Origin of the sequence: Panacibacter ginsenosidivorans (assembly GCF_007971225.1) — a bacterium.
In the GTDB taxonomy this organism is placed as follows: Bacteria; Bacteroidota; Bacteroidia; order Chitinophagales; family Chitinophagaceae; genus Panacibacter; species Panacibacter ginsenosidivorans.
Window position 1 is genome coordinate 898,865 of record NZ_CP042435.1, and the last position, 26,466, is coordinate 925,330.

19 protein-coding genes are annotated in these 26,466 nt (G+C 37.4%); 10 read left to right on the forward strand and 9 right to left on the reverse strand.

Annotated features, from left to right (window positions below):
* Nucleotides 1–105: 105 nt before the first annotated feature.
* Nucleotides 106–2,706: a type I DNA topoisomerase gene (gene topA / locus FRZ67_RS03750; protein WP_147188248.1), complete on the reverse strand. Its 2,601-nt coding sequence runs from the start codon at nt 2,704–2,706 to the stop codon at nt 106–108.
* 411 nt (nt 2,707–3,117) lie between these two features.
* Nucleotides 3,118–3,978, reverse strand: coding sequence for an alpha/beta hydrolase (locus FRZ67_RS03755; protein WP_147188249.1), 861 nt, complete (start codon nt 3,976–3,978; stop codon nt 3,118–3,120).
* A gap of 109 nt (nt 3,979–4,087) precedes the next feature.
* Here FRZ67_RS03755 and FRZ67_RS03760 point away from each other — a divergent pair, with 109 nt between their 5' ends.
* The 5 genes from FRZ67_RS03760 to FRZ67_RS03780 all read left to right on the forward strand — a co-directional run bounded on the left by FRZ67_RS03760 (nt 4,088) and on the right by FRZ67_RS03780 (nt 8,782).
* A complete protein-coding gene (locus tag FRZ67_RS03760) occupies nt 4,088–4,852 on the forward strand; it encodes a Rossmann-like and DUF2520 domain-containing protein (RefSeq protein WP_147188250.1) in 765 nt (254 codons plus the stop codon).
* 349 nt (nt 4,853–5,201) lie between these two features.
* Nucleotides 5,202–5,723: a KdsC family phosphatase gene (locus FRZ67_RS03765; RefSeq protein ID WP_147188251.1), complete on the forward strand. Its 522-nt coding sequence runs from the start codon at nt 5,202–5,204 to the stop codon at nt 5,721–5,723.
* 53 nt (nt 5,724–5,776) lie between these two features.
* Nucleotides 5,777–6,709 carry a geranylgeranylglycerol-phosphate geranylgeranyltransferase gene (locus tag FRZ67_RS03770; RefSeq protein WP_147188252.1) on the forward strand — a complete coding sequence of 311 codons (933 nt, stop codon included), beginning with the start codon at nt 5,777–5,779 and terminating at the stop codon, nt 6,707–6,709.
* Nucleotides 6,710–6,877: 168 nt separating this feature from the next.
* Nucleotides 6,878–7,453: a Maf family protein gene (locus FRZ67_RS03775; protein WP_147188253.1), complete on the forward strand. Its 576-nt coding sequence runs from the start codon at nt 6,878–6,880 to the stop codon at nt 7,451–7,453.
* Between the two features lie 54 nt (nt 7,454–7,507).
* Nucleotides 7,508–8,782 carry a DUF2851 family protein gene (locus tag FRZ67_RS03780; RefSeq protein ID WP_147188254.1) on the forward strand — a complete coding sequence of 425 codons (1,275 nt, stop codon included), beginning with the start codon at nt 7,508–7,510 and terminating at the stop codon, nt 8,780–8,782.
* 64 nt (nt 8,783–8,846) lie between these two features.
* On the opposite strand, the gene ade is transcribed toward FRZ67_RS03780, so the two are convergent.
* Entirely contained in the window at nt 8,847–10,475 is a 1,629-nt protein-coding gene (gene ade / locus FRZ67_RS03785) for an adenine deaminase (RefSeq protein WP_147188255.1), read from the reverse strand.
* Between the two features lie 118 nt (nt 10,476–10,593).
* Nucleotides 10,594–10,944, reverse strand: coding sequence for a VOC family protein (locus FRZ67_RS03790; RefSeq protein ID WP_147188256.1), 351 nt, complete (start codon nt 10,942–10,944; stop codon nt 10,594–10,596).
* A 281-nt stretch (nt 10,945–11,225) separates the two neighbouring features.
* Here FRZ67_RS03790 and cysC point away from each other — a divergent pair, with 281 nt between their 5' ends.
* The gene (gene cysC, locus FRZ67_RS03795) at nt 11,226–11,834 is read left to right on the forward strand and encodes an adenylyl-sulfate kinase (RefSeq protein ID WP_147188257.1); all 609 of its coding nucleotides are present in this window, start codon (nt 11,226–11,228) and stop codon (nt 11,832–11,834) included.
* 37 nt (nt 11,835–11,871) lie between these two features.
* Nucleotides 11,872–13,035 (forward strand): sulfate adenylyltransferase, encoded by a 1,164-nt coding sequence (gene sat, locus FRZ67_RS03800; protein ID WP_147188258.1) that lies wholly within the window; start codon nt 11,872–11,874, stop codon nt 13,033–13,035.
* A 189-nt stretch (nt 13,036–13,224) separates the two neighbouring features.
* Here sat and FRZ67_RS03805 read toward each other — a convergent pair whose 3' ends face one another.
* From FRZ67_RS03805 to metG, 3 genes are all read right to left on the reverse strand, one after another.
* On the reverse strand, nt 13,225–13,704 hold the full coding sequence (locus FRZ67_RS03805; RefSeq protein ID WP_147188259.1) for a hypothetical protein: 480 nt from the start codon (nt 13,702–13,704) through the stop codon (nt 13,225–13,227).
* Nucleotides 13,705–13,838: 134 nt separating this feature from the next.
* Nucleotides 13,839–14,705 carry an NAD(P)-dependent oxidoreductase gene (locus FRZ67_RS03810; RefSeq protein WP_147188260.1) on the reverse strand — a complete coding sequence of 289 codons (867 nt, stop codon included), beginning with the start codon at nt 14,703–14,705 and terminating at the stop codon, nt 13,839–13,841.
* An 89-nt stretch (nt 14,706–14,794) separates the two neighbouring features.
* Nucleotides 14,795–16,900: a methionine--tRNA ligase gene (gene metG / locus FRZ67_RS03815; protein ID WP_147188261.1), complete on the reverse strand. Its 2,106-nt coding sequence runs from the start codon at nt 16,898–16,900 to the stop codon at nt 14,795–14,797.
* 153 nt (nt 16,901–17,053) lie between these two features.
* On the opposite strand from metG, the gene FRZ67_RS03820 reads away from it, so the two are divergent.
* Together FRZ67_RS03820 and FRZ67_RS03825 are read left to right on the forward strand one after the other, a co-directional pair.
* Nucleotides 17,054–17,962, forward strand: a complete 909-nt coding sequence (locus FRZ67_RS03820; RefSeq protein ID WP_147188262.1) for a S66 peptidase family protein — start codon at nt 17,054–17,056, stop codon at nt 17,960–17,962.
* Nucleotides 17,963–18,010: 48 nt separating this feature from the next.
* Complete coding sequence (locus FRZ67_RS03825; RefSeq protein WP_147188263.1) at nt 18,011–18,301, forward strand: hypothetical protein; 291 nt, start codon at nt 18,011–18,013, stop codon at nt 18,299–18,301.
* Between the two features lie 118 nt (nt 18,302–18,419).
* Here the strand turns inward: FRZ67_RS03825 and FRZ67_RS03830 are convergent, their stop codons facing one another.
* A complete protein-coding gene (locus FRZ67_RS03830) occupies nt 18,420–22,616 on the reverse strand; it encodes a hybrid sensor histidine kinase/response regulator (protein WP_147188264.1) in 4,197 nt (1,398 codons plus the stop codon).
* A gap of 350 nt (nt 22,617–22,966) precedes the next feature.
* A complete protein-coding gene (locus tag FRZ67_RS03835) occupies nt 22,967–24,253 on the reverse strand; it encodes an acetyl-CoA hydrolase/transferase family protein (RefSeq protein WP_147188265.1) in 1,287 nt (428 codons plus the stop codon).
* 407 nt (nt 24,254–24,660) lie between these two features.
* On the opposite strand from FRZ67_RS03835, the gene FRZ67_RS03840 reads away from it, so the two are divergent.
* Entirely contained in the window at nt 24,661–26,439 is a 1,779-nt protein-coding gene (locus FRZ67_RS03840) for a sensor histidine kinase (protein ID WP_147188266.1), read from the forward strand.
* The last annotated feature ends 27 nt before the right edge of the window (nt 26,440–26,466 follow it).

Sequence of the window (26,466 nt, forward strand, 5' to 3'; positions counted from 1 at the left end):
TCACAAATACTAAAATAAAATAACAGGAAGATTTGTAAATATAAAAGCTGACCTCCCAAAAAAATGCCCGCTAAAAAGCAGGCATTTATGATTTGAAAACGATGTTTACTTTTTCTTCGCGGACTTTTTTGGAGCTGATTTTTTTGGAGCTGATTTTTTAGTAGCTGCTTTCTTTGGCGCTGCAGTTTTCTTTGCGGCCTTTTTTACAAATGCATCAGGCACCTGTGTCTCAATCATCTTCTTTACATTATCTATCGGAATTGCTGCAAGTTCTTCTGTTGAATATTTTTCATTATCATCTTTACGGGTGATCTTCAACATCTTTTTTCCAAAACGTATGAATGGGCCCCAGCGGCCATTCTCAATCGAGATCTTTTCTGCAGGCCACTGCTGTATATAGCGGTTACTTTCTTTTTCGAGTTTCTTTTCGATGAGCTCTTCACAATCTTTTTGTGTAAGCCTGTCAAAATTATAAGCCCTTGGAATATTAATAAAAAGATCGTTCCATTTTATAAATGGTCCGAATCTTCCTTTGCCTTTTGTTACAGGTTTATCTTCATACATAGCAATAGGCGCATCGGCTGTTTGCTTATCTGTAATGAGTTCTATGGCCCTGTTAAGATCAACCGTTGCAGGGTCTTCGGTTCTTGGCAACGAAATAAAATCTTCGCCCCATTTTACATAAGGGCCATAACGACCGGCATTTACAGAAACTTCTTTGCCTTCATGCTCACCAAGCGTAAGCGGCAGTTTAAAGAGTTCCATTGCTTCATCATAAGTAATGGTCTCAATACTTTGAGTTGGTTTCAGTTTTGCAAAACGAGGCTTCTCTTCATCACCCGCATCGCCTATTTGCACCATTGGACCAAAGCGCCCCATTCTTGCCACAACTTTTTTACCGCTTTCAGCATCTGTGCCTAATTCTCTTTCACCTTTTATACGTTCTGCATTTTCTAAAGTATTCTCTATATCTTTTTTAAATGGTTTATAAAAACCATCCACCATTTTTGTCCACAGTTTTTTGCCATCGGCAATCTCATCAAACTCTTCTTCGATCTTGGCAGTAAAACCATAATCCATTACATCATTGAAATACTGGTTAAGAAAATCTGTAACAACCAGCCCAAGATCTGTTGGAAATAATTTTGATTTTTCTGCACCTGTTGTTTCCTGTTGTATCTCTTTTGAAATATGATCACTTGCCAGCACCAGCACCTGGAAATTTCTTTTGACGCCTTCCTTATCTCTTTTTTCTACATAGCCTCGTTTAAGAATAGTAGAGATTGTTGGCGCATAAGTAGAAGGGCGACCGATACCTAACTCTTCCAGCTTCTTAACAAGAGAAGCCTCTGTATATCTTGGTGCAGGTCTTGTAAAGCGTTCAATAGCTTTCATTTCTCTGAAATCCAGTTGTTGTCCAACACGCAATGGCGGTAACACACCTTCCCCACCTTCTTCTTCTGTAACATCATCATCATCGCGGTCTTCCATATATACTTTAAGAAAACCATCAAACTTTAATACTTCACCCTGTGCTGTTAATTCAGCCTTATTAGTAGATACGTCAATCTTCGCAATTGTTTTTTCCAACTCTGCATCAGCCATCTGCGATGCCATTGTTCTCTTCCAGATCAGTTCATACAAACGTCTCAATTCCTCATCAGGAACGCTTGTGTTTTCCATATAAGTTGGACGAATAGCCTCATGCGCTTCCTGTGCACTTTCATTTTTATTTTTATACTTACGTGTTTGTGCATATCGCTCACCGTACATATTAGTTACCTGTGCTTTCGCAGCCTCCATAGCAGTGGTACTCAAACTAACACTGTCTGTACGCATATAAGTAATGTGACCGCTTTCATATAATTTTTGCGCAAGCAACATTGTTCTGCTTACACCATAACCAAGTTTGCGGCTTGCTTCCTGTTGTAAAGTAGATGTAGTAAACGGCGCAGCAGGAGATTTTTTCGCAGGCTTTACCTGTATATCTTTCACCGTATATTTTGCACCAATACAACTCTTCAAAAATGCTTCAGCATTTTCTGCATTTGGTTGTCTTGCAGCTTCTGCTTTGAATGTTACATTTCGTCCTGCAATATCATTAGCTGCAAAAGATGCTTCAATTTTAAAACTGCTTGTGGCAGTAAATGCGTTGATCTCTCTTTCTCTTTCAGCAATTAGTCTTACTGCAACACTCTGTACACGTCCCGCACTTAATGATGTGCCCATACTCATCTTACGCCATAGCACAGGACTTAATTCAAAACCAACGATCCTGTCTACAACACGTCTTGCCTGCTGTGCATTTACAAGATTCATATCAACAGTGCGTGGATTACCTACAGCAGCTTTAATAGCAGGTTTGGTGATCTCATGAAACACAATACGTTTTGTTGAAGATGGATCCAGACCCAACACTTCACATAAATGCCAGCTGATGGCTTCGCCTTCACGGTCCTCATCCGTTGCCAGCCAAACCTCGTCATATTTTTTGGAGAGTTGTTTTAATTCGCTGACTACTTTTAATTTATCATCAGGAACTTTATAACGCGGCTGGTAATTATTATTTACATCAATACCCATTTCATCCTTTTCAAGGTCGCGAATGTGACCGTAACTGCTTTTTACGGTGAAGTCGCTACCGAGTATTTTTTCAATGGTTTTTGCTTTTGCGGGAGACTCAACAATCAATAAGTTTTTTGCCATGCTTCGCTTTTATTTTTTATGAGCCGGGCTGCAGTAATACGCTTCAACGCCTGTTGCGTCGCACTCTTCAGCGTCCGGAACAATATGCAACGATTGAGCGGTTTTAGTTATTTCTTTAAACAATTTCATATCCTAATAAGTTTGTTTCAGATATAAAAAGCATTGTCATAAAAGCCTCTTCGTGCAATGCAATATTAGTTCAATCATTTAAAATGCAAAAAAAACCTGCAAATACGAATGGTCATTTGTAAGTAAGAACAATAAGTTTATTGCAGCAGTTCTTTTCAGAAATGAAAACAAAAATTACTGTGATGGTAATTTATTGTTGCCAGAAAAACTGGAAGTACAAGTGAGTGACACAACAGGTGATGCTATAATATACAAAGGCCAAGAACCAAATATTGTCACACATTATTGCAGCAAAAAATCCATCACCATTTTCTGCACTTTTGCATCTCTGTGAATTTTATTATGACCTAAACCGCTTGTAGTAATAAATTTTATATAAGGTAGATTTTCTTCCTGCAGATCAAGCGTGTCTTTGTAAGGGCAAATGTTGTCATCGGTATCATGTATCCATAAAACAGCTGCGTTAAAATTTTTCACTGCTCTTATAGAAGAATACCAGGATACAGGTAACCCTCTTGTGCGCAATATCTCTTCATTAAAAAAAATCCTGAATGAATCTGACAAATGCAGCATCTTAAAAAAAAGATCTACCTGAGACGCAGTTTCCGTTGCCGGGGCTATCAAAACAATTTTTTTCTTTTCATCTTTTATTCTTTCCATTGCAAATGTGGTGGCCATACCTGCAATGGAATGTGCAATGATGCCATCAACAGGGCCATATTTATTTTCAATCTGAACGATCATTTCACTGTACACAACTGCATTCAAATATTTTCCGGCGCTTTGTCCATGCCCCAAAGCATCAAAAGCCAATACATTGAAATGATTGTTTAAAAGTAGTTGCACATATTTCTCAAAGCGGTAACTGCAACTGTTCATGCCATGGCAAATAAGAATTGTTTTTGCACTTTCTTTATTGCAAGTCCATTTTGAACCACGAACCATATTGCCATTAAATGTAAAAAATAGCTTTTCTGCTTTGTGGAAAATAGCAGGCCTTTCCGCTTTCCGATATGTAATGTATGGCGTAAAAAATAATTGCAGTACGGATGCTGCCGCTTTTTGCGGAGATAGCTTTTCAAGGACTTTAAATTTTGTTTTATAAAACCTGAGAATGATACTTTGTGTTAAGGTTAGATCCATATTACTATATTGACCTCAAAGATAGTATCGGTATATTATTGATTAATTCCTTTATTGAAAGTAGTTCGCAAAATATATTTAGCACATAGCTTTGCAATAAACAGCATACATGAATATTGTTTTGATAGGCTCGGGCAATGTGGCTACCGTTCTTGGGAAATCATTAAAAGAAGCGGGGCATAATATTGCGGCAATAGTAAGCAGAAACAAAGAGCATGCAATGGAACTGGCACGTATTTTACAAGCTGACTCAACTACAGACATAAAACATATTTACACCGATGCTGATTTATACATAATTGCAGTAGCAGATAATGCTGTAAAAGAAGTAGCTGAATCTTTACACATACAAGGAAAAATAGTAGTTCATACTTCCGGTGCTGTTTCAAAAGATATACTGCGAAATGTTACAAAAAATTATGGAGTACTATATCCTTTACAAAGCCTGAGAAAAGAAATAAATTATAAACCTGTAATTCCTTTGTTGATTGATAGTAACAACCCTGAAACATTAAATGCAATTCGTTTACTGGCCGAATCAATCTCTTCCAAAGTAGCAGTTGCTAATGATGAACAAAGATTGAAACTACATGTGGCTGCTGTTATGGCTGCAAATTTTTCCAATCATCTTTATACATTGACCGTAGATTATTGCAGCAGAGAGAATATTCCTTTTTATATGCTTATCCCCCTGATCCAGGAAACGGCCATCCGCTTAAATGAATTTGCACCAAAAGATACACAAACCGGTCCTGCTATAAGGGGGGATTATACAACTATTCAAAAGCATTTGGAATTGCTGGCAGATTACCCGCAATTGAAAAGTTTATATGAAAGTATCAGCAAAAGCATTACAGATTTTTATGGTAAATAGCAACGGGCTGTTTGAACAAAAAAAAATCCCCACCGGAAAACCTGGCAGGGAATTGTTATGAGCAAGCAACCGATCGCAAATGAGGAGACAAAATAAGGGATATTTTTTTGAACAAACAAGTGTTAGTTATTATTTCCTGTTAAATATTTTTCTTTTTCCTTCAGTAGCATCACTTTATTGGAAAACCTTCTATTCCTGTAGTTTTGTCTCAGGTCGGTGTTACCTCTTAAACGTGGCGCCTTGTTCAATAAACAACTAATTGTACAAGAGTGCGACGCAAGCGGTGATGCAATGAAGGCAAAAGCCCGGTCCATAAAATAAAAATTTATCATTTACCCATTTCCACATTATGAATTCACTCGAACTATTTCACTCCATTACCACTTTTGTTTTTGATGTGGATGGAGTATTAACAGATGGAACTTTACTTGTAATGCCAGGTGGTACTATGGTTCGCCGAATGAATATCAAGGATGGATATGCATTGCAGCTTGCTATAAAAAAAGGATACCAGGTTGTAATTATTTCGGGCGCCAATTCGCCCGAAGTGGAAGAAAGGCTGGATAAACTTGGTGTAAAGGAAGTTTATATGCGTGTAGAAGATAAATTAAGCCTGCTGCAAAATTATATGCAGTTGCATAATGTAACTGTAAACCAGGTATTATTTATGGGTGATGACATTCCTGACCTCGATGTAATGAGCGGTGTTGGCTTACCATGCTGCCCTAATGATGCAGTTATTGAAATAAAAGGCATCTCGAAATACATCTCACCTTTTAAAGGAGGAGAAGGTTGTGTAAGAGATGTGATTGAAAAAGTACTTAAGCTCCGCGGCGACTGGAGTACAGATACACATATAAGAGCGCAATAATTTATTATTCTTTATAAATCTTTCGCAGTTATTTTGCACATAATTTTTGCTGATTGAAACTGATAGCTGCATTTTTCAGACTTGTTCGCTGGCCCAATCTTGTTTTTATTGCGTTAACGCAATTGCTTTTTGTTTACTGTATTGTAAAACCGGTTTTTAGCAACAGTCCTTTACAACCAAATGTGCATGGTTTAGATTTTGTACTTATCTCTCTTTCTTCTATTCTCATTGCTGCTGCTGGTTATATAATCAACGATTATTTTGATCTCAATATAGACCAGGTAAACAAGCCCGATAAACTGGTTGTAGAAAAAATAATTAAAAGGCGCTGGACGATTGTATGGCATATAGTCTTAAGCACAGCAGGTGTTGCAATCGGCTTTTATGTAGATTTTACCAGTCGCATATGGTTGCTTGGTTTTTCAAATGCTATATGCGTTACGTTACTTTTTATATACTCCACCTCTTTAAAACGCAGGTTGCTAATTGGCAATATTCTTATCTCTTTGCTTACAGCATGGGTAATATTGGTAGTGGCATGGTGTGAGTACAATCACCTTATTCATTTGAACAATGGCCTGCGTGCAGACAAAATATTAAGAGAAACTTTTTTGTATGCAGGTTTTGCATTCATTATATCGCTGATAAGAGAAGCCGTAAAAGATATGGAAGATGTAGAAGGTGACAGGCGGTACGGTTGCAAAACAATGCCAATCGTTTGGGGCATTAATGCAACCAAAGTTTTTGTAGCAGTTTGGCTGGTTGTACTTATAGCTGTACTAATAATTGTACAAGTATATGCGTTGCGACTTGAATGGTACTGGAGCGTTGTGTATTGTATGCTTGCTATAGTTATACCACTTATATACATTTTCAGGAAACTCTTTGCTGCAAAAACTTCTGCAGATTATCATAAACTTAGTACCTTAATAAAACTCGTGATGTTTACCGGTATACTTTCTATGATCTTCTTTAAGATTTATTGATCGTGATTTTTATGAGTCCGGCTTTTTATTTTCATGGCGTCACCGCTTGCGTCGCACTCTTCAGCATTCTGAACTTTTATAAACTTTTCAACACAACTATAATGTATAATTAACAACAAAGTTTAAAACCGTAAACTTGTGCTCACAAACTAATAAACATTTTTTTGCATGAACAGGATCATCCTTGCATCACAATCACCACGCAGAAAACAATTACTTGAATGGGCAGAAATCCCTTTTGATATTATCATACAACCAACTGATGAAAGCTTTCCTGCAACCATGCCCGTTGATGACGTACCTGTTCATATTGCTTTGCATAAAGCTAAAGCAGTGCAGGAAATATTAAATGACGAACAAAAACAAATGACCATACTTGCAGCAGATACCATTGTTGTATTGGATAATAGTGTGATTGGCAAACCGAAAGACAAAGAAGATGCCATTAATATTCTTACTGCTCTTTCGGGCCATGAGCATAAAGTAATAACAGGCGTTGTAATTGTACAAGGTGATAGTATTATTTCTTTTGCTGATACTACTACTGTGCTTTTTCATACACTAACGCCAACCCAGATAGAATTCTATGTTGATAAATACAAACCTTATGATAAAGCCGGCGCTTATGCTATACAGGAATGGATCGGTGTGGTAGGTATAAAAAAAGTAGAGGGTGATTTTTATAATGTAATGGGTTTACCGGTAAGCAGGGTTGTACAGGAGCTGAATAAATTTAATAGCTAATTTGCATTCTAAGTTTTTGTTCATTATCTTAAACAAAAATCCAACTCACCCTTTATGAACGAACGGCTGCTGCAATTTATATGGCAATTTCAATATTATAATAAAACGCAACTCACTGTTGTTGACGGAACTCCTTTAACTATCATTTACCAGGGAAAATTAAACAGCAACCAGGGCCCTGATTTTTCTGAAGCAAAGATCAAAATTGGCAATACAATATGGGCAGGAAATATTGAAATCCATGTAAGGTCTTCTGATTGGAACATGCATAATCATAATGCCGATGCCAACTATTCCAATATTATTCTGCATGTAGTTTGGATTAATGATTTGCAGCTTACCGATAAAAATGGTGAGCCTGTTCCAACACTCGAATTGCGACCTTTGGTTTCGAAAATAATGCTGCAACATTATGATCAGTTAATGCAGTCAAAAGGTTTTGTGCCTTGCGAAAATCATTTACCGTTACTTTCAGAAATGGGCTGGCTTGCATGGAAGGAGAGGCTTGTTGCTGAACGTTTGCAAAGAAAGACTGGAACCGTACTTAAATTTTTACAGCAAGCCAATAATCACTGGGAAAAAGTTTTCTGGTGGATGCTGGCAAAGAACTTTGGCATGAAAGTAAATGCTACTGCATTTGAACAAATGGCGAAAAGCATTCCAATAAATGTATTGGCTAAGCATAAGTACCAGTTAAACCAATTAGAAGCATTATTTCTTGGTCAGTCGTTATTATTGAATGGAGATTTTAAAGAAGATTATCCCAAAATGTTGCAGAGAGAATATAAATTTTTATCAGCCAAATATCAATTAAAGTCAATTAATAAAGAACCGGATTTTCTACGTATGCGCCCGGCAAATTTTCCAACAGTTCGTCTAGTGCAACTTGCCGCATTAGTGTTTAAATCAACTCACCTTTTTTCATGCATTCTTGAAATAGAAACGATTGAACAGCTATATGAACTATTAAATGTAACTGCAAATGATTACTGGCATTATCATTATCTTTTTGATGAACCAACAGAATATAAACCAAAGAATCTCGGTAAAACAATGACAGATAATATTATTATCAACACTATTGTGCCGGTTCTTTTTGCGTATGGCATATACCACAAAAATCAACAGGCAAAAGATAAAGCTGTTTATTATTTATCGAATCTTTCTGCAGAGACGAATAATATTACCAAAGAGTGGAAGTCAAAAAAAGTCATCAATAAAACTGCGCTGGATTCACAGGCATTGATCGAACTAAAGAATAATTATTGCAATGAAAAACTTTGCCTGAATTGTGCAATAGGAAACAAGTTATTGAAAGCTGACGCATAAAAAATAGTACAAGAGTGCGACGCAAGTAAAGCTAAATAGCTATTCAAACGCCCGGTTCAAAAAACTATACAAAACTAAAACTGTCACCATCAAACAAACCTTTATCACTCAATTTTAAATGAGGTATAACAAGCAATGCCATAAAGCTTAGCGTCATGAATGGCGCGGAGAATGTTGAGCCCAACTCTTTCGCCATTTTATCAATAGCTGTGTATGCTTCTGCAACTTCATACCCATTTTTGTTACTCATCAAACCGGCAACAGGTAACCCTATTACCATTTCAGTGGTATTGCTGACACAGCTTACGCCACCTTCTTCTGCAATAACAAGATTAATTGCCCTTGTAATACTTGCATCATCAACTCCTACTGCGATGATGTTGTGACTATCGTGCGCAACACTCGATGCTATTGCGCCTTTTTTAAATTGAAAATTTCTGATAAATGCTTTTGCGACAGGTGCTTTGGAATAACGATTAACAACAACAATTTTCAATATATCATTTGTCGTATCGCTAATAATAAATCCATCTTTTACCAACGGCTTTAAAAAAAGTTTATTGGTAATAAGTTGTCCTTCTAATGCTTCAATTACGGCTATTACGGATTCATTGTTGTAAGGAATTTTAAGATCACCTTCAATGATTGCATCGCAATCAAATTTATTGATAGTAGTTTCATCAACACATTCAATCAATGACGTACCATTCTCTGCAACAACTTTTCCATCAATATATGTTTGCACTACTTCAAATGATTGCAGATCTTTCACCACAATAAGATCAGCAGCATCTCCTTCTTTTAATAAACCAACATCAAGTTTATAATGCTGCGCAGGATTAATACATGCCGCTCTTAAAACATTAAAGACATCAATCCCTTTTGCAACGGCTCTTGCACAAAGCTGGTTAATATGACCTGCAACCAAACTGTCAGGATGTTTATCATCACTGCAAAACATTATTTTGTTTGGATAGTCCTGAAGGAGATCAATCAACGCTTCAAAGTTCTTTGCGGCACTGCCTTCGCGAATCAATATCTTCATACCGAACTGCAATTTATCCAGCGCTTCTTCTTTTGTAAAACATTCATGGTCTGTACTAATGCCCGCATTAATATATTGCTTTGCCTGTTCCCCTCTTAACCCAGGTGCATGGCCATCAACAGGTTTACCTAATGCATGTGCTGCAGCAATCTTTTTCATCACTTCTTCATCTTTAAATAATACACCCGGGAAATTCATCATTTCACTCAGGTATTTTATTTCATGTTTTTCCAATAGTTTTTTTACATCATTGCTGTCGAGTGCTGCACCTGCTGTTTCAAAAGTTGTTGCCGGCACACAGCTTGGTGCACCAAAATTAAATTTGAATGGAACTTTTTTCCCATTGTTTATCATGAACTCCACTCCTTCCATGCCACACACATTGGCTATTTCATGTGGGTCGCTTACAGTTGCAACAGTGCCATGCACAACGGCCATTCTTGCAAACTCACTTGGTATGATCATGCTGCTTTCTATGTGCACATGACTATCAACAAAACCAGGAAGAATATAATTTGTGTAGTTTGTGTTTGCGGTTTCAGTAATGCTTACAATCTTACCATTTTCAACTTTTATTATTCCGGGAAAAATTCTCTTATTGAATATATCTGCAATATTTCCTTCAATTGCAAAAGCCTGTGTTTGCATACTTAAAAACTTTTGATGAAGATAGCTTAACAAAGAAATGCATGGAATGATATTTTTTTGAGCCGGACTTTTGTATGTAGGTCAACATCGTTGCGTCGCACTCTTGTACTTTATTGCATTATTCAACAAAATGCCAGCAAACACCGGCAATATCTATTATGTTTACTTCAATACCATAAGGCTGTTTCGTTGGTTTACTTATACGAATGCCAAATTTTTGTAACAATTGCTTTTTATTTACTTCTTTCCAGAATTCTTCAGCGCTATTTATCCTAACACTTATCATGAAGTTCTCTGCAAAATGTTTATTATCGTATTTCTGCAAAATGAATTTGCATCCATCTTTTTCAAAACCTATATAGTCGCCTGCATCCCAGTTGACCTTAAACCCTAATTCAATAAACAGCTGTTTAGAACCTTCAAAATTGCTGCCTGAAGGGACAAAAGGCTCGAGCGATAAGAATTGCATAATACTTTTTTCGTAAAACTATTAAATATATAGTGGCAAAATATACAAGATCGTTTAACATAGCATAGAACGTACAAGTGAGTGACACAACCGGCGATGCCATGAAAAATTTTCAGTCCGTACCATAAAAATTCCCAAATGCGATTTAAAAAGGCAATTTGTAATTTAATTCCTACAATTAATATAGAATTAAGGGAAAAACTACCTGCTCTAAGTTCTCATTCTGGCAAACTTGGGCTATATTCGCCGCAAAATTTCAAAACCTAAAAAATATCCAAAGCATGGAAGTTGTTAAGAACATTGTGTGGCATAATGCTACTATAACCAAAGAAGACCGCCATCGCAAAAATGGCCATAAAAGCGCAATCCTGTGGTACACAGGGCTTTCAGGCGCAGGCAAATCAACTCTGGCAAATAAAGTAGAAGAAAAATTATTTGAACGTGGTTATAACACCTATGTTCTTGACGGTGATAATGTTCGCATGGGCCTGAATAAAGGGCTTGGCTTTGATGCGGAAGGACGTAAAGAAAACATTCGCAGAATTGGTGAAGTTGCTAAACTTTTTGTTGATGCAGGCATAATTGTTTCTACAGCTTTCGTTTCTCCATACACAGCAGACCGTGATATGGTTCGTGCACTGGTACCAGCAGGAGAATTTGTTGAAATATATGTAGCAGCCTCTCTGGAAGTTTGCGAAAATCGTGATACAAAAGGTTTGTACAAGAAAGCACGTACAGGTGAGATTAAAAACTTTACCGGCATCAGCGATCCTTATGAAGCACCTGTAAACCCTGAACTTACTGTAGATACAGGCGGCCAGACACTTGATGAAAGTGCTGAAGTTGTATTAAACTATCTCGAAGAAAAAGGCTACATAACAAAAGCTTAGTTAAAAATAATTTGCTTAACAAAAACACTATAATAATATGAACCAACCTCATGGTGGCGTACTTGTAAACAGAATTGCAACAGGTGCCCGCAAAGCCGAACTGGAAGAAAAAGCAAAAGCGATCTTTAACCTTACTGTGGAAGACCGTTATGGCGCTGATATTGAAATGATCGCTGTAGGTGCATTTAGCCCTATTACCGGTTTTATGGGTAAGGCTGATTGTGAATCTGCTATTGAAAATATGACATTGACAAATGGTCTTGCATGGGGTATCCCTATCCCTTTGCCTGTAGGGGATCAATATGATAATCTTTCTGTGGGTCAGGAAATTGCTTTGTTGAATAAAGAAGGTCATGTACTTGCAATCATGACTGTTAATGAAAAATTTGAATTAGACCTTGACAATTTTGCTGCAAAATGTTTTGGTACAACAGAAGATAAACATCCTGGCGTTGCTGCTATTAAACGTGGCGGTAACAAATTCATCGCTGGTCCTTTAGAAATGGTAAACCGCCCGGTTCGTCATGATGCAATTGATGGCAAATATTTTCTTGACCCATCTGAAATACGTGCTGAATTTGAAAAACGTGGCTGGAACACAATCGTAGCTTTCCAGACACGCAACCCAATACACCGTGCACACGAATATTTGATCAAATGCGCACAGGAAATCGTTGATGGTGCTTTGATTCATCCTATAGTTGGCGAAACAAAAAGTGATGATATTCCTGCCGATACACGCATGCGTTGCTACGAAGCATTGATCGCCGGGTATTTCAATCCAAAAAATACTAAACTAAGCGTATTACCAACAGCTATGCGTTATGCCGGGCCACGTGAAGCAATTAACCACACTTTAATTCGTAAGAATTATGGTTGCACACACATGATTATTGGCCGCGACCATGCTGGTGTTGGCAATTACTACGGCACGTACGATGCCCAGAAAATAATGGATAAAGTAGGCCCTGCAATGGGTATGCAAATATTGAAATTTGAAAACACTTTCTTCTGTAAAGAAACAAATGGTATGGCCAGCAGCAAAACATCTCCTGAAAATGCTACACAAATTTCTTTAAGCGGCACAAAGGTGCGTGAAATGCTTGGCAAAGGCGAACGTCCACCTGCTGAGTTTTCGAGAGCAGAAGTTGCAGATATTCTTATTGAATGGGCTACTGCAAAGAATAAAGTAGAAGCTTAATTTAAAAATATCCATCGTCTTACGGACAATGCTATTAAACATTAAAAAGCAGGTTAATGATGACCTGCTTTTTTATTTAAAAGAATTTATGATGAGCCAATCTACATTGCTGTTATAAAGCTTCGGTTGCGTCACACTCTTATGCTTTTTATTCAATATGCAGCAAGAAATTCAACTTTTACAGTGTAATCATTTTGCCTGGTAAGTCTCCACTGCATACCTGTGTAAGATTTTTACCGATAGCCTGTCTTCTTTTGCAGTTACGAGTTTATATTCTCTAAAGGTGTTTTGTTTATCTAAAAACCCAATGATGCAGGAATAAGTATCAGCTCCCGGTCTTATCTCAATTTTTGGCATTGTACCAAAGTTGGGTATTTTCAATGTGTCTTCTGCCGCAAGTTCCATATACTGCATTTTCATCACGTAATGAAACGTTTCTTTTGTTTCATAAACATTTACTGCAAACTTCCAGTCGTTCAATTCATTTGGAATTTCCTTAGAGAAGGAAGCAATAGGTTTGGGATTAACAGCTTTTCTTGTGGTTGGAATTTCAGTATTTGTAGAAACAATAGCAGAATCTTTATTACTATTATTTTCAGCAATTATATTGCTTTGATTACTGCACGAAAGGCCTAATAACATTAAAAAAAGGCATGTGATCTGCTTCATGTAATTTTTTCTTGCAATATAAATCTAAAAGCCTTTTTTAAAATGGTTCTGTATTGATGTACAATAAAGAACAGAACCATGAAGTGAGTGACACAACCGAAGCTTTATAGCAGCAATGCAGCCTGTTACCTAAATTATTTCAATGCAAGAGCAATAGCCGTCCAGTCAAACTCTCCATAACCTTTTGCTACGCATTCATTCAAACGCTGCTGTAGTAGTTTGCCGATGGGCATTTCAGTATTGGTTTCAGCGGCCTGTTCGTTTACAAGATTTACATCTTTCAAGCCAAGCTTAAGTGAAAATGCGGCGGGTTGAAATGCTTCTTTCAAAAGAAAATTACTGTAGTTGATATAAACGGGTGCATTAAATAATGTTTGCGTTAACATATTTATCCATTGCGTTGCATCGATGCCGCTTTTTTTAGCAAGGTTAATACCTTCAGCCATTGATTCGATGGCAGAGATAATCAGGAAGTTACTGCAAAGTTTAGCAGTATTGGCAGCTTCTGTTTCCATGCCAAACTCCCAAATGCCTGCTGCGCCTGCATCCCGAAGGAATGGCTTTATTATTTCAATGATAGCAGCGTTACCCGATATCAGGAAGTTGAGCTTCTTTGCTCTCGCTGCTTCAGGCCGGCCCATAACCGGCGCTGCTATATAATGATTGCGATGCAAATGATGCAACGCACCAAGATAAGTTGCGGTGGCCGGCAAAATAGTGCTCATAGAAATATGCACAGCACCTGCTTTAAGATTGGCGGCAAGGCCATCTTCGCTCTTGGTGATATGATTAAGCGCAGCATCATCTGATACCATGCTGAAAACAATATCGCATTTCTCTGCAAGCTCTTTTACAGAACTGCATATAGTGGCGCCCTTATCAATCAGCGGCTGCGCTTTAGATGCGGTGCGGTTATATACCAATAACTGTTTGTGTTGCTGTAATAAATTTTCAGCAATAGGGGTTCCGAGATTACCAAGGCCGATGAATCCGATTTGCATGGGAAAAGTTTTATAATGTAAAGTTGCTATAAAAATAAAAAACCGCTTTGGTTTATGAAAGCGGTTTTATTAATAATAATAAGGATATTTTAGCTAACCCCTGCACCAGCATTTACACTATCTTCCGGATTTACAAAATGCAGTTTTCCACCTGCATCTTCAGCCATTAAGATCATGCCATTGCTTTCAATACCGCGCATTTTGCGTGGCGTCAGATTGGCAACAACAACTACTTGCTTGCCTACTATATCTTCTGGCTTAAAATGTAATGCAATTCCTGAAACGATTGTTCTTGTTTCAAAACCCAGATCAATGGAAAGTTTCAACAACTTATCTGCTTTCTCTACTTTCTCTGCAGTTATGATTTTACCAACACGCAAATCGATTTTTGCAAAATCATCATAAACGATTTCGGGTTTTGGATTTTGGATTTCGGGTTTCTTAGCTTCTTCTTTAGCGCTTGCTACTTGTTGCTTATTACTTGTATCTTCTGCTTTTACCAACCCTCCTTTCAACTTCTCAATTTGTGCAGCAATCTCTGCATCTTCAATTTTTCTAAACAATATTTCAGGAGCACGCAAAGTATAACCAACACTTAAAAGCTTCATGCTGCCTGCATTCCCCCAATCAAGCATTTTATCTACCACTTTCATCATGTACAACATTTTCTTTGCCGTGGTTGGTAAAAATGGGTTGATAAGTACTGTAAGGTTTGCTGTTAACTGCAAACAGATGTGTAAGCAGTTGTCGATGCTTTTTTGAGCATCAGGAGTTTCAGCCAGCGATTTTGCAACGATCCAGGGCTCTTTCTCCTGCATATATTTATTGCCTTTGCGGGAAAGATCAATCACTTCAAACAATGCATCACGGAATTTATATTGCTCAATTAAACTTTCTACTTTTTCTTTTGCCGCTTTTATATCGGCAATAATTTGTTTGTCTTTATCATCAATAATTTCATCATGTAGTTTGGGAACTTTACCACCGCATAATTTATGCATCAATACAAAAGTCCTGTTCACAAAATTACCAAAGATGCTTGCCAGCTCACTGTTATTCCTGTCCTGGAAATCTTTCCAGGTAAAATCATTGTCCTTTGTTTCCGGTGCGTTTGCACAAAGCACATAACGCAGCACATCTTCACAACCCGGAAAATCTTTGATGTATTCATCAACCCATACGGCCCAGTTGCGACTTGTAGAAACTTTATCACCCTCAATATTTAAAAATTCATTGGCAGGAACATTATCAGGTAATACAAAATCTCCATGCGCTTTTAGCATGGCCGGAAAAATAATGCAATGAAAAACGATATTATCCTTACCAATAAAATGTACCAGCTTTGTATCTTCTTTGCACCAATAATCAGCCCATTGAGCAGTTAGTTCTTTAGTTGCGCTGATATAACCAATCGGCGCATCAAACCATACATACAATACTTTTCCTTCAGCATCCGGCAACGGAACTTTGATACCCCAGCTGCTGTCACGTGTCATAGCACGTCTTTGCAAACCGTTATCCAGCCAGCTTTTGCATTGACCATACACATTATTCTTCCATTCTTTATGACCTTCAATAATCCATTCCTTCAACCATGATTCGTAATTCTGTAAGGGAAAGTACCAATGCTTTGTTTTCTTTTTTACAGGAACTGCATCACTTAATGCACTACGGGGATTAATGAGTTGTTCGGGGGATAATGATGAACCACAACGCTCACACTGATCACCATAAGCATTGGGATTGCCACAAACAGGGCAAGTACCAATAATATAACGATCAGCTAAAAATGTTTTTGCTTTCTTATCATAATACTGTTCTGTTTCTTTCTCTTCAAACAAACCTTTATTGTATAAATTCAAAAAGAAGTCCTGCGATGTTTTATGATGAACCTCATTGGATGTTCTTGAATAAATATCAAACGAGATATTCATCTGCTCCAGGCTCTCTTTTATCAACGCATGATATTTATCAACCACCTGCTGCGGTGTTATGCCTTCCTTCATCGCACGGATAGTAATAGGCACGCCATGCTCATCACTGCCGCCAACAAATTTTATATCTCTTTTCTGCGCACGCTGGTAACGCACATAAATATCTGCAGGCAAATAGCAACCCGCCAAATGACCAATGTGCACAGGCCCGTTTGCATAAGGCAATGCTGCTGTAACTAATATTCTTTTGTAATCATTCATTTGTACTAAGCTTTATCTCTTTACTCATCGCCTCTTGTGTCACTCACTTGTACGTTCAGAACATTTATGAGCAAAGAGGGCGGCAAAAATAACCAAATGGCGGCATTTGCTGAAACTTGTACAAATCATCCCCATAATTTATAATATTGCTTTATGATTAAAATACCGCCATACCTCAAAAAAGGAGACACAATTGGCATTGCTTGTCCCGCAGGTTTTATGCCTGCTGCCAAAGCTCAAACATGTATAGAAACCTTACATCAATGGGGATTTAAGGTAAAGATTGGCAAAACATTGGGCAACCAGTTTCATTATTTTTCCGGCACAGATGAAGAACGCTTAACAGATCTGCAACAAATGCTCGATGACACAACCGTGCAGGCCATTCTTTGCGGACGTGGTGGTTACGGGTTAAGCAGAATTATAGACAAGATTGATTTTACAAAATTCAAACGTAATCCTAAATGGATCATCGGTTACAGTGATGTAACAGTTTTACATGCGCATTTGTACAGCAAACTAAAAATTGCTTCACTTCACTCTCCCATGGCTGCAGCGTTTAATGATGGTGGCGCTAACAATGAATTTGTACAATCAATAAAGAAGGCCATTACGGGAAAAAAAATAAATTATAATAATGCGGTGCATGAATTGAACAGGGAAGGAACTGCAGAAGGAGAGTTAGTAGGCGGTAATCTTTCACTTATTTGTCATCTTACAGGTTCGGCTTCTGGCGTTGACACAAAAAATAAAATACTCTTTCTTGAAGACGTGGGCGAATACATTTATAATATTGACAGGATGTTTATGCAGTTAAAACGGGCAGGCAGGCTAGACAAACTTGCAGGTCTTATCATAGGCGGTTTTACAGAAATGAAAGATACCACTATTCCTTTTGGACAAAATGTTTATGAAGTGATAAAAGATAAGGTTGCTGAATATAATTATCCTGTTTGCTTTGGTTTTCCGGTAAGTCACAGTACTAAAAACTATGCATTGAAAGTTGGTGTAAAACACAAATTATCGGTTTCGAAAACAAAAGTTGTTTTACATGAGATATGAATATCTTTTCTGGCATGTATTTTTCATTATTGTAGCAAAAGTATAACCATGGAAAATAATAATCCAAAAACTAACGATCCTATAACGAAGAAAGAAGAAGTACAGCAAAGTAATGATGAACATATAGACCAGGATTTTAAAGGCTTTCCCCATGCTCATGCAAAAGAAGAGATCATTAATCCAAAGAAAAAAGTAGATAAACTGATAGCTGATGTAGAAAAGAATACACAGATTACATCTTTTGATGAGGCTGCATCAGATGGTTCGGGCGGCGCATTTGGTGCAACAGAAAATGTTGGCAACGATGATGATGATTATATACCCATTGACGAAAAATAAAATTACTGTTGCTCATAAAGCTTGATGCAGCAAAGCTGCATAGTGATAAAGGCGTACAAGTGAGTGACACAACGATGCCTAACAGTAGCTATGGAGCTTGTACACTCTTATTTTCTTTCTAAACTGAAGCAGTTTTCTTTTGCAGGTTTATGTATCTGGCCCAATATTCGAGCTTGTTGGTAAGATCTTCAAAGTTGATAGGTTTGCTTATATAATCATCCATGCCTGCACTTAAACATTTGTCTTTATCACCATCCATAGCATTGGCTGTCATGGCAAGTATTACAAGGCTGTCAGTGAAATTTTCTCTTATGTATTTTGTAGCATGATAGCCATCCATCTCCGGCATTTGCACATCCATAAATATCAGATCGTATTGCTGCTGCTGTAACTGTTCGACAGCAATGCGGCCATTACCGGCAACTGTAATTTCATAACCCAACGTCTCAAGTAACTGAACGGCAATCATCTGGTTAAACATATCATCTTCTGCAAGCAGGATATTTAATGGATATTTTTGTGCAAGTTTAACAGAGGCAAAATCCGGTGTCGCCTGCGCAAATGTTTCTTCTATTTGCTTTGTATCATTTACTTGCTTTTGTAATGCTTTTTTTATTTCGTTATACAGCATCTGCAATTTAATAGGCTTGGTAATAACAGATGTAAAAAGATTTTCAGTTGTAGTAATTGTGCTGCTGCATAATGATGTTAACAGTATAACAGGCAGTTCAGGAAATCTATTTTGTACATGCTGTGCAAATGCCACACCATCCATACCGGGCATATCCATATCTGTGAGAATGAGATCTAATTCAGGTTCACTTATAAGCAGAGAAATGGCTTCATAAGCATTTGCAGCTGTAACCGGTTCCATATTCCACTGTGCAAGTTGTTCGTGCAGGATTGTTCTGTTGGTATGATTATCATCTACTATTAATACCCTTTTGCCTTCTGCGGCAGGTGACTCATTGTTCGAATAATTTGTTAGTAATTGGGCTGAAGGCTTTGTAAAAATGGAAAAAGTAAAGATGCTTCCTTTCCCTTCTTCACTGGTTACACTTATATTTCCTTTCATAAGATGTACCAGCTTTTCACAAATAATGAGACCTAGTCCGGTGCCACCATATTTGCGTGTAGTGGAAGAATCGACCTGTGAAAATGCTTTGAACAACCTGTCTAATTTATCTTGAGGAATACCAATGCCGGTATCTTTTATTTTAAAAGATAAAACAGTATCCTGGTCTTTGACAGATTCCAGTTCAACATGCACAAACACCTCGCCTTTCTGTGTAAATTTTATGGCATTGCTTACCAGGTTCATTAATACCTGTCTGAGCCGAAGCCTGTCTCCAATGATATAGGCAGGAACATTAGCGTCAATGCGATAAATAAGATCTATACCATTCTTTGCGGCTTTTTCCGCAAAAATGTCCAGCACTTCTTCTATGCATGCGTGCAGATCAAAATCATTTTCTTCGAGGTTCATATTGCCTGATTCAATCTTTGAGAAGTCGAGTATATCATTGATAACATTTAAAAGTGTATCGCCGCAGATCTGGATCACATCTGCATATTCTTTTTGCCTGTTGGTAAGATCTGTTTGTGAAAGCAAGGTAGACATCCCTATCAAGCCATTCATAGGTGTTCTTATCTCATGACTCATGGTAGCAAGGAAAACACTCTTGGCTTTATTAGCCTCCTCTGCTTCTTTTTTTGCTTTTTCTGCATCTTCCCGTGCTTTGCGTTCTTCTTCTGTAGATAATTGTAACTGCTGTGTGCGCTCATTAACCAATTGCTCTAATACACGTTGTCTCACTTTTTCTGCATTAATGCGATATCGGTAAATAAAATATACAGCACTACCACACATTAATATCATAATGCCCCTGAACCACCATGTTAACCAGAAAGGTGGAATTATGGTAAGATTAAATACCAATTCGTGTGGAGATACTGTACCATCATTATTAAGGCCTTTAACCCTGAATGTATAAGTACCGGGGTCCAGATTGGTATAAGTAGCATTTCTTTTAGTTGAGAACTGTGTGAATTTTTTATCAAATCCTTCCAGCATATAAGCATACTGCTTTTTCTCACTGCTGGTATAATTGAGACTTGCAAATTCAAATTGAATAACAGAGCTTTTGTAAGGTATGCTAATTGAATTTGTTTCAGTAATATCTTTTTTCAATGGGGAATTATCATTCTCGTTTATAGCAATAGGAATTTCCTTATTGAATATTTTAAAATTTGTCATTATAAGTGGCGGATCATAAGAAGGCTTTGCAATGTTGTTTGGGGAAAACACATTAAACCCATTATTACCTCCAAAATAAAATGAGCCATTACTGCTTTTACAAAATGCTTTCTCTTTAAATTCATTTCCCTGCAAGCCATCATTTACAGAATAACTTTTAAAAGTTTTGCTGTTAATATCCATCCTGCAAATACCATTGCCTGTACTGATCCAAAGGCAACGATTATTATCTTCGATAATTCCAAAAATAAGGTTACTGGGTAAACCCTGCTCCGTTGTATAGTTGGTAAAATTGCCGGTACGTCTGTCCATTACAGATAACCCTGCATTTGTAGCAATCCAGAAAAAACCTTCAGTATCCTGGTAAATATTAGAAACGGTATTACCGGCAATACTTGTTCTGCTGTCGGTATGAGTGTACCGTATAACCTTTCCCGATGTCTTATTCATGATGTTAAGCCCGCCTCCATCTGTGCCTAACCATAAATTATTTTGTCCATCATCATGTATGCACTCAATATTATTACTGCCGATACCCTGTTTATTTCGGGGATCATAGGTAAAATGTTTAAAAGAGCCTTTTGCTGCATCGTACTTATTAAGCCCGCCACCAATTGTACCAACCCAAATAGTTTTATCACGGTCCTGGTAAATGATCCATGCATTGTTACTGCTTAAGCTATTTGTATCATTGCCATCATGTTTGAAATATCTGTATGTTTTTCTATTCTGGTCATAAACGGAAATTCCATCACCCCATGTGCCTAACCAAAGATTATTTATACTGTCTTCGCAAATAGAAAGTACATAATTACCCGATAAGGAGTTACCGCTTTCGTCATGCTGATAATGTGTGAATCTTGAAGTAACACGATCAAAAAGATTAAGACCGCCTCCATCTGTACCTATCCATATTTTGTTGCCGGAGTCTTCATAGATGCAAAGAACCCTGTTATCGCTGAGGCTTTCCGGCGAACTATTATGCCTGTAATGTATAAACTGGTTATCGCGGCTATAAAAATCAACACCGCTATTAAATGTGCCCACCCACATATTCCCTTTCTTATCCCTACAAATTGAATAAATGGAATTACTGCTCAGGCTATTGTTATCAATATCATCCTGGCTGTAATTGGTAAATACCTGTATTTTGGTATTCATTAAACTAAGGCCGCCATTTTCTGTACCTATCCAGAGATTATGCTCTTTATCTTCATTTATGGCATATATCTCATCTTTTTTAAGACCGCCATCAAATGATGTATTGCTTTTAAAACTCGTAAAAATATTATTGGCCTGGTCAAAGAAAACAAGGCCGCCACCATTGGTTCCTATCCATAATCTTTGCAGGTAATCTTCATAGATCACATATACATCATTAAAACTTAAAGAAGAAAGATTTGCAGGATCGTGCTTGTAACTGATAAATGTTTTAGTTTGTGGCTGGTAAAGATCAAGGCCGCCATTTGCAGTGCCGATCCATAGCTGGGTTTTAGTATCTATATAAACGTCTCTTATAAAATTATCACTGATACTTTTGGCATTCTTTGCATCGTGCGTAAAATGAGAAAATTTACGAAGCTTAATATCAAACAGATCAAGTCCTGCAGTTTCAGTGCCTATCCAAATATTGCCATCTTTATCTCTGGCAAGTGCATTAATATCATTGTCAGCAATACTATTGGCGTTATGTACATCATGCATGTAATTAAAAAACTTATTTGAAGATCTCTCAAACCTGTTAATACCGCCACCTCTTGTAGCTATCCAAAGATCACCCATACTATCTTCAAGTATATCTGTTATAAAATTATTGCTGATACTGTTTTTGTTGGAGGGATCATTTTTAAAAACCGTAAATTTATAACCATCATACCTGTTAAGACCGTCTCTTGTACCAAACCACATAAAACCGCGACTATCCTGAAGAATGCAGAGTACATTACTTTGTGAAAGCCCTTGGTTATTTCCAATATGATCAAATTTTATTTGCTTTTGCTGCGGATAAGCAAAGGAAATATTGAGGAGGATTAATAAAAGCAGCCCAAAAAACTTCATACAACGATATTGGATTTAATAGCAAACTACCATCAGGTATCTTTCCGGCATGTTATGCAATTCGGTTTTCTCGGTTAAGTAAACGAAAAAATGAAGAAAATAATATACAACCGGCTTTACTTTATCCTGTAAGCTGCAAAATATTGGTTTTACTGATTATATACTTCTTTTTGGAGCCTGGCAATGGTAGTTGTAGCATCGCCTGTTGCGTCGCACACTTGTGCTGCAGAGGATAATTCGGCAAGATTCTTTACTCTAATTGCTTATACATGTTCCTAACGTACAAGTGAGTGACACAACTAAAGCATCATAGCAGCCATGCGGCTGGCTCATAAATATCTGATACAGCTTTAGAATATTTTAAATCTTTCAAAGCAGCTCTTCTCTAACATTTCCCTATCCTCGGGATGCGCAATATTTATCAATGCCTTTGCACGCTGTCGCAAATTTTTTCCAAACAAACAGGCGATACCATATTCGGTAACCACGTAATGCATATGTGCTCTTGTGGTTACCACTCCTGCCCCATTTTTGAGTGTGGGTACAATACGTGAAATACCTTTTGCCGTTCTGGAAGGCAGTGCAATAATAGGTTTGCCACCTTCGCTCAATGCCGCACCACGCATAAAATCCATTTGCCCACCAACGCCGGAATACTGGTAAGTGCCAATAGAATCTGCACATGCCTGCCCGGTAATATCAATCTCCACCGCACTGTTAATAGCGATCATTTTATTATTACGTTTAATAACATGCGGATCGTTTACATAATCAATATCAAGAAAAGCAAAGGAAGGATTATCATTCACATAATCATATAATTTTCTTGAACCCAGTGCAAAGGATGAAACCGTTTTATTAGGATGAATTTTTTTGTAGCGATTGTTGATCACGTCTTTCTCTACAAGATGAATAATACCATCCGAACACATTTCTGTATGCACACCAAGATCTTTGTGATTGTGCAAACAACCAAGCACCGCATCTGGTATAGCGCCAATGCCCATTTGCAATGTGCAGCGATCATCAATGAGCGATGCTACATATTCACCAACCTTTAAAGTCTCCGGGCCTGCGTTTGCTGCAAAGTTGGCTTCGTGCAAAGGATCTTCGCACCAGACCATTGCAGCAAAACGGCTGCTGTGTATCATACCATCGCCATGTGTTCTTGGCGCATTGGGATTTACCTGCGCAATAATATATTTTGTGGAATCAACTGCACTACGTGCAATATCCACCGATATACCCAGTGAACAATAACCATGTTCATCAGGAACAGAAACATGCACAATGGCCACATCAATCGGTAATATTTTTTGTTTGAATAATTCCGGTATTTCGCTCAAAAACACCGGCACGTAGTCCGCATACCCTTCTTTTACAGATTGCCGCACTGAAGCAGAAACAAACAAAGAGTTCACATGAAAATGATCAATCAATTCAGGTTTGTTAATATGTATATCCCCATACACTGTTATAGAAACCACTTCTACGTTTTGTAAACGATGAGCCTCCTGTGCAAGATGTTTTAAAAGAAAACTTGGCGTATGTGCACTGCCTTGTATAAACACACGGTTATTGCTTTCAATAAAAGACAATGCTTTTTCGGGACTAACATATTCAACAGTTGATTTCATTTGCCGGCTATTTTTACAAAAGTATACGTGCCTATAAAGTAAATCTATGATTTGAGTCAGGTTGATCTTTTGTTTGTTGCTTATGAACCAGGCTCTCTGAACAAGAATGATGCTTAAGTTGCGTCGCACTCCTGTACAGCTAAATCTGTATGCGGCTTTTATTAACGTATATATTTTACTTTCAGTCTGCGTGGATAATAAATATGTTTATATTAGTTTCGCTGAACCGCTTCAACTTCAAATAATTTTTGCGATTCTTTTATTTACTACGGGCATCAATAAAATCCGGCATTTTTAAAAAAAGTTACTTACTTTGTATAAATAACCCGTATGCACTGAGCCCTGTGCTGAATTTACACCAGTCTTACGCTCCCGGGCTTTAATTTATCAAAAAACAACCGAAGAGAATGAAGAACAAATCCCCAAAAATTTTCATTCGGTCATTTCCGTTCAGAAAGATTTTATTATTTTTCTTTATAGGGATATTCATATGCCTTACTGTAGTTGGTATTTCATTTTATCGTAATAATGATGTATTTAATAGTACTTCCTATTGGATAAAGCACACACAGGATGTAATTGATGAAGCAGTTCAGGTATCATCGCTTGTAAAAGATATGCAATGGGAGATTAGGAATTATAATCTTACAGGGGATGTTAATACCATACATATCTATAATAATATCAGAGATTCATTATATGCCAGCACCGCAGCACTTGAAAGGTTAAGCGAAGATAATCCTTCTCAGTATGCACGTACCCGTGATTTGCAAATGCAACTTGATAGTCTCATAAAATTCAATGATGAATTAATACAGTCAAAAAGTGCTGGGAATGGTACCATTGAAAAACTTATAGAAACAGTAAAAAAGCAAAATATTTTTCATAATGCGATTGATAAACAGGTTGAAGCAATACGTGTAGAAGAGAGCCGTTTATTAGAGGTAAAACAAGAGGCAAATGACAAAAGTATTATTACCACACGCTGGATCTTTATTCTATTAGGCATCTTAACGTTCTCATTACTTGCGGCCTCATTTTTATTAATTATCTATCATTTCCAGAAAAAACAGAAAGCAGAAAAAAAAATTGCAGCCAGCGAAAGCCGTTTTCGGTTACTGTTAAACAGTTTAAAAGACCTTGCTATTTTTATGACAGACAAAGATGGCTATATAATTAACTGGTATGAAGGCGCTTCACAAATAAAAGGATATAAAAATGAAGAAGTAATCGGCAAAAACATTTCAATTTTCTATACACCTGAAGCTATTGAACAAGGCGAGCCGGAACAAAACCTGCAAATGGCAGTGCAAAAGGGAAGTTATGAAACAGAAAGATGGCGTGTCCGCAAAAATGGTTCCCGTTTTTGGGCAGATATTTTGATCAACACTATTTACGACGAAGATGGCAATGTGCAGGGCTTTACAAAAGTTACAAGAGACTTCACTTTACATAAAAAAGCTGAAGATGAAGCAGCTCAAACTTTGCAAAAAGAAAAAGAATTAAATGAAATGAAATCGAATTTTGTTTCCATGGCTTCTCATGAATTTCGAACACCTTTAAGTACCATTCTTTCTTCCGTTTCCCTTCTTGAATTTTATACAACCACAGAAACCCAGGATAAGCGTAATAAACATATTCAGCGCATAAAAGCTTCTGTGGCAAATATGGTTTCTTTATTGCAGGAGTTTTTGTCCATTCAAAAAATTGAAGAAGGAAAAATAGAGCCTCAAAAAAAGAATTTTAATATCAGGGAACTTACCACCCAGGTATGTTCAAAGTTCACAGCAACGCTAAAAGCCGGTCAAATTATAGATCACAACCATACCGGCGATGAAATTGTCTATTCAGATCCCGCTTTTATGGATCATATTCTTACGAATTTTATTTCCAATGCTGTTAAATATTCACCTGTCAATACACTTATTAAAGTAGACATATCTGTTTCTGAATATACAATCGTACTCGCTATTAAAGACACCGGCATTGGCATTTCACCAGCAGACCAGGAGCATTTGTTTGAGCGTTTTTTCAGGGCTTCAAATACGGGCAATATTGAAGGTACCGGTTTAGGTCTGCATATTGTGAAAAGATACGTTGACCTGATGGGTGGCAGTATAAATGTGCAAAGTGAGGAAGGCAAAGGCACTGAGTTTACTGTAACATTTAATGGCCAGCTTCAGTAAAATGAAGTTCTTGCTGCATAAAGAACA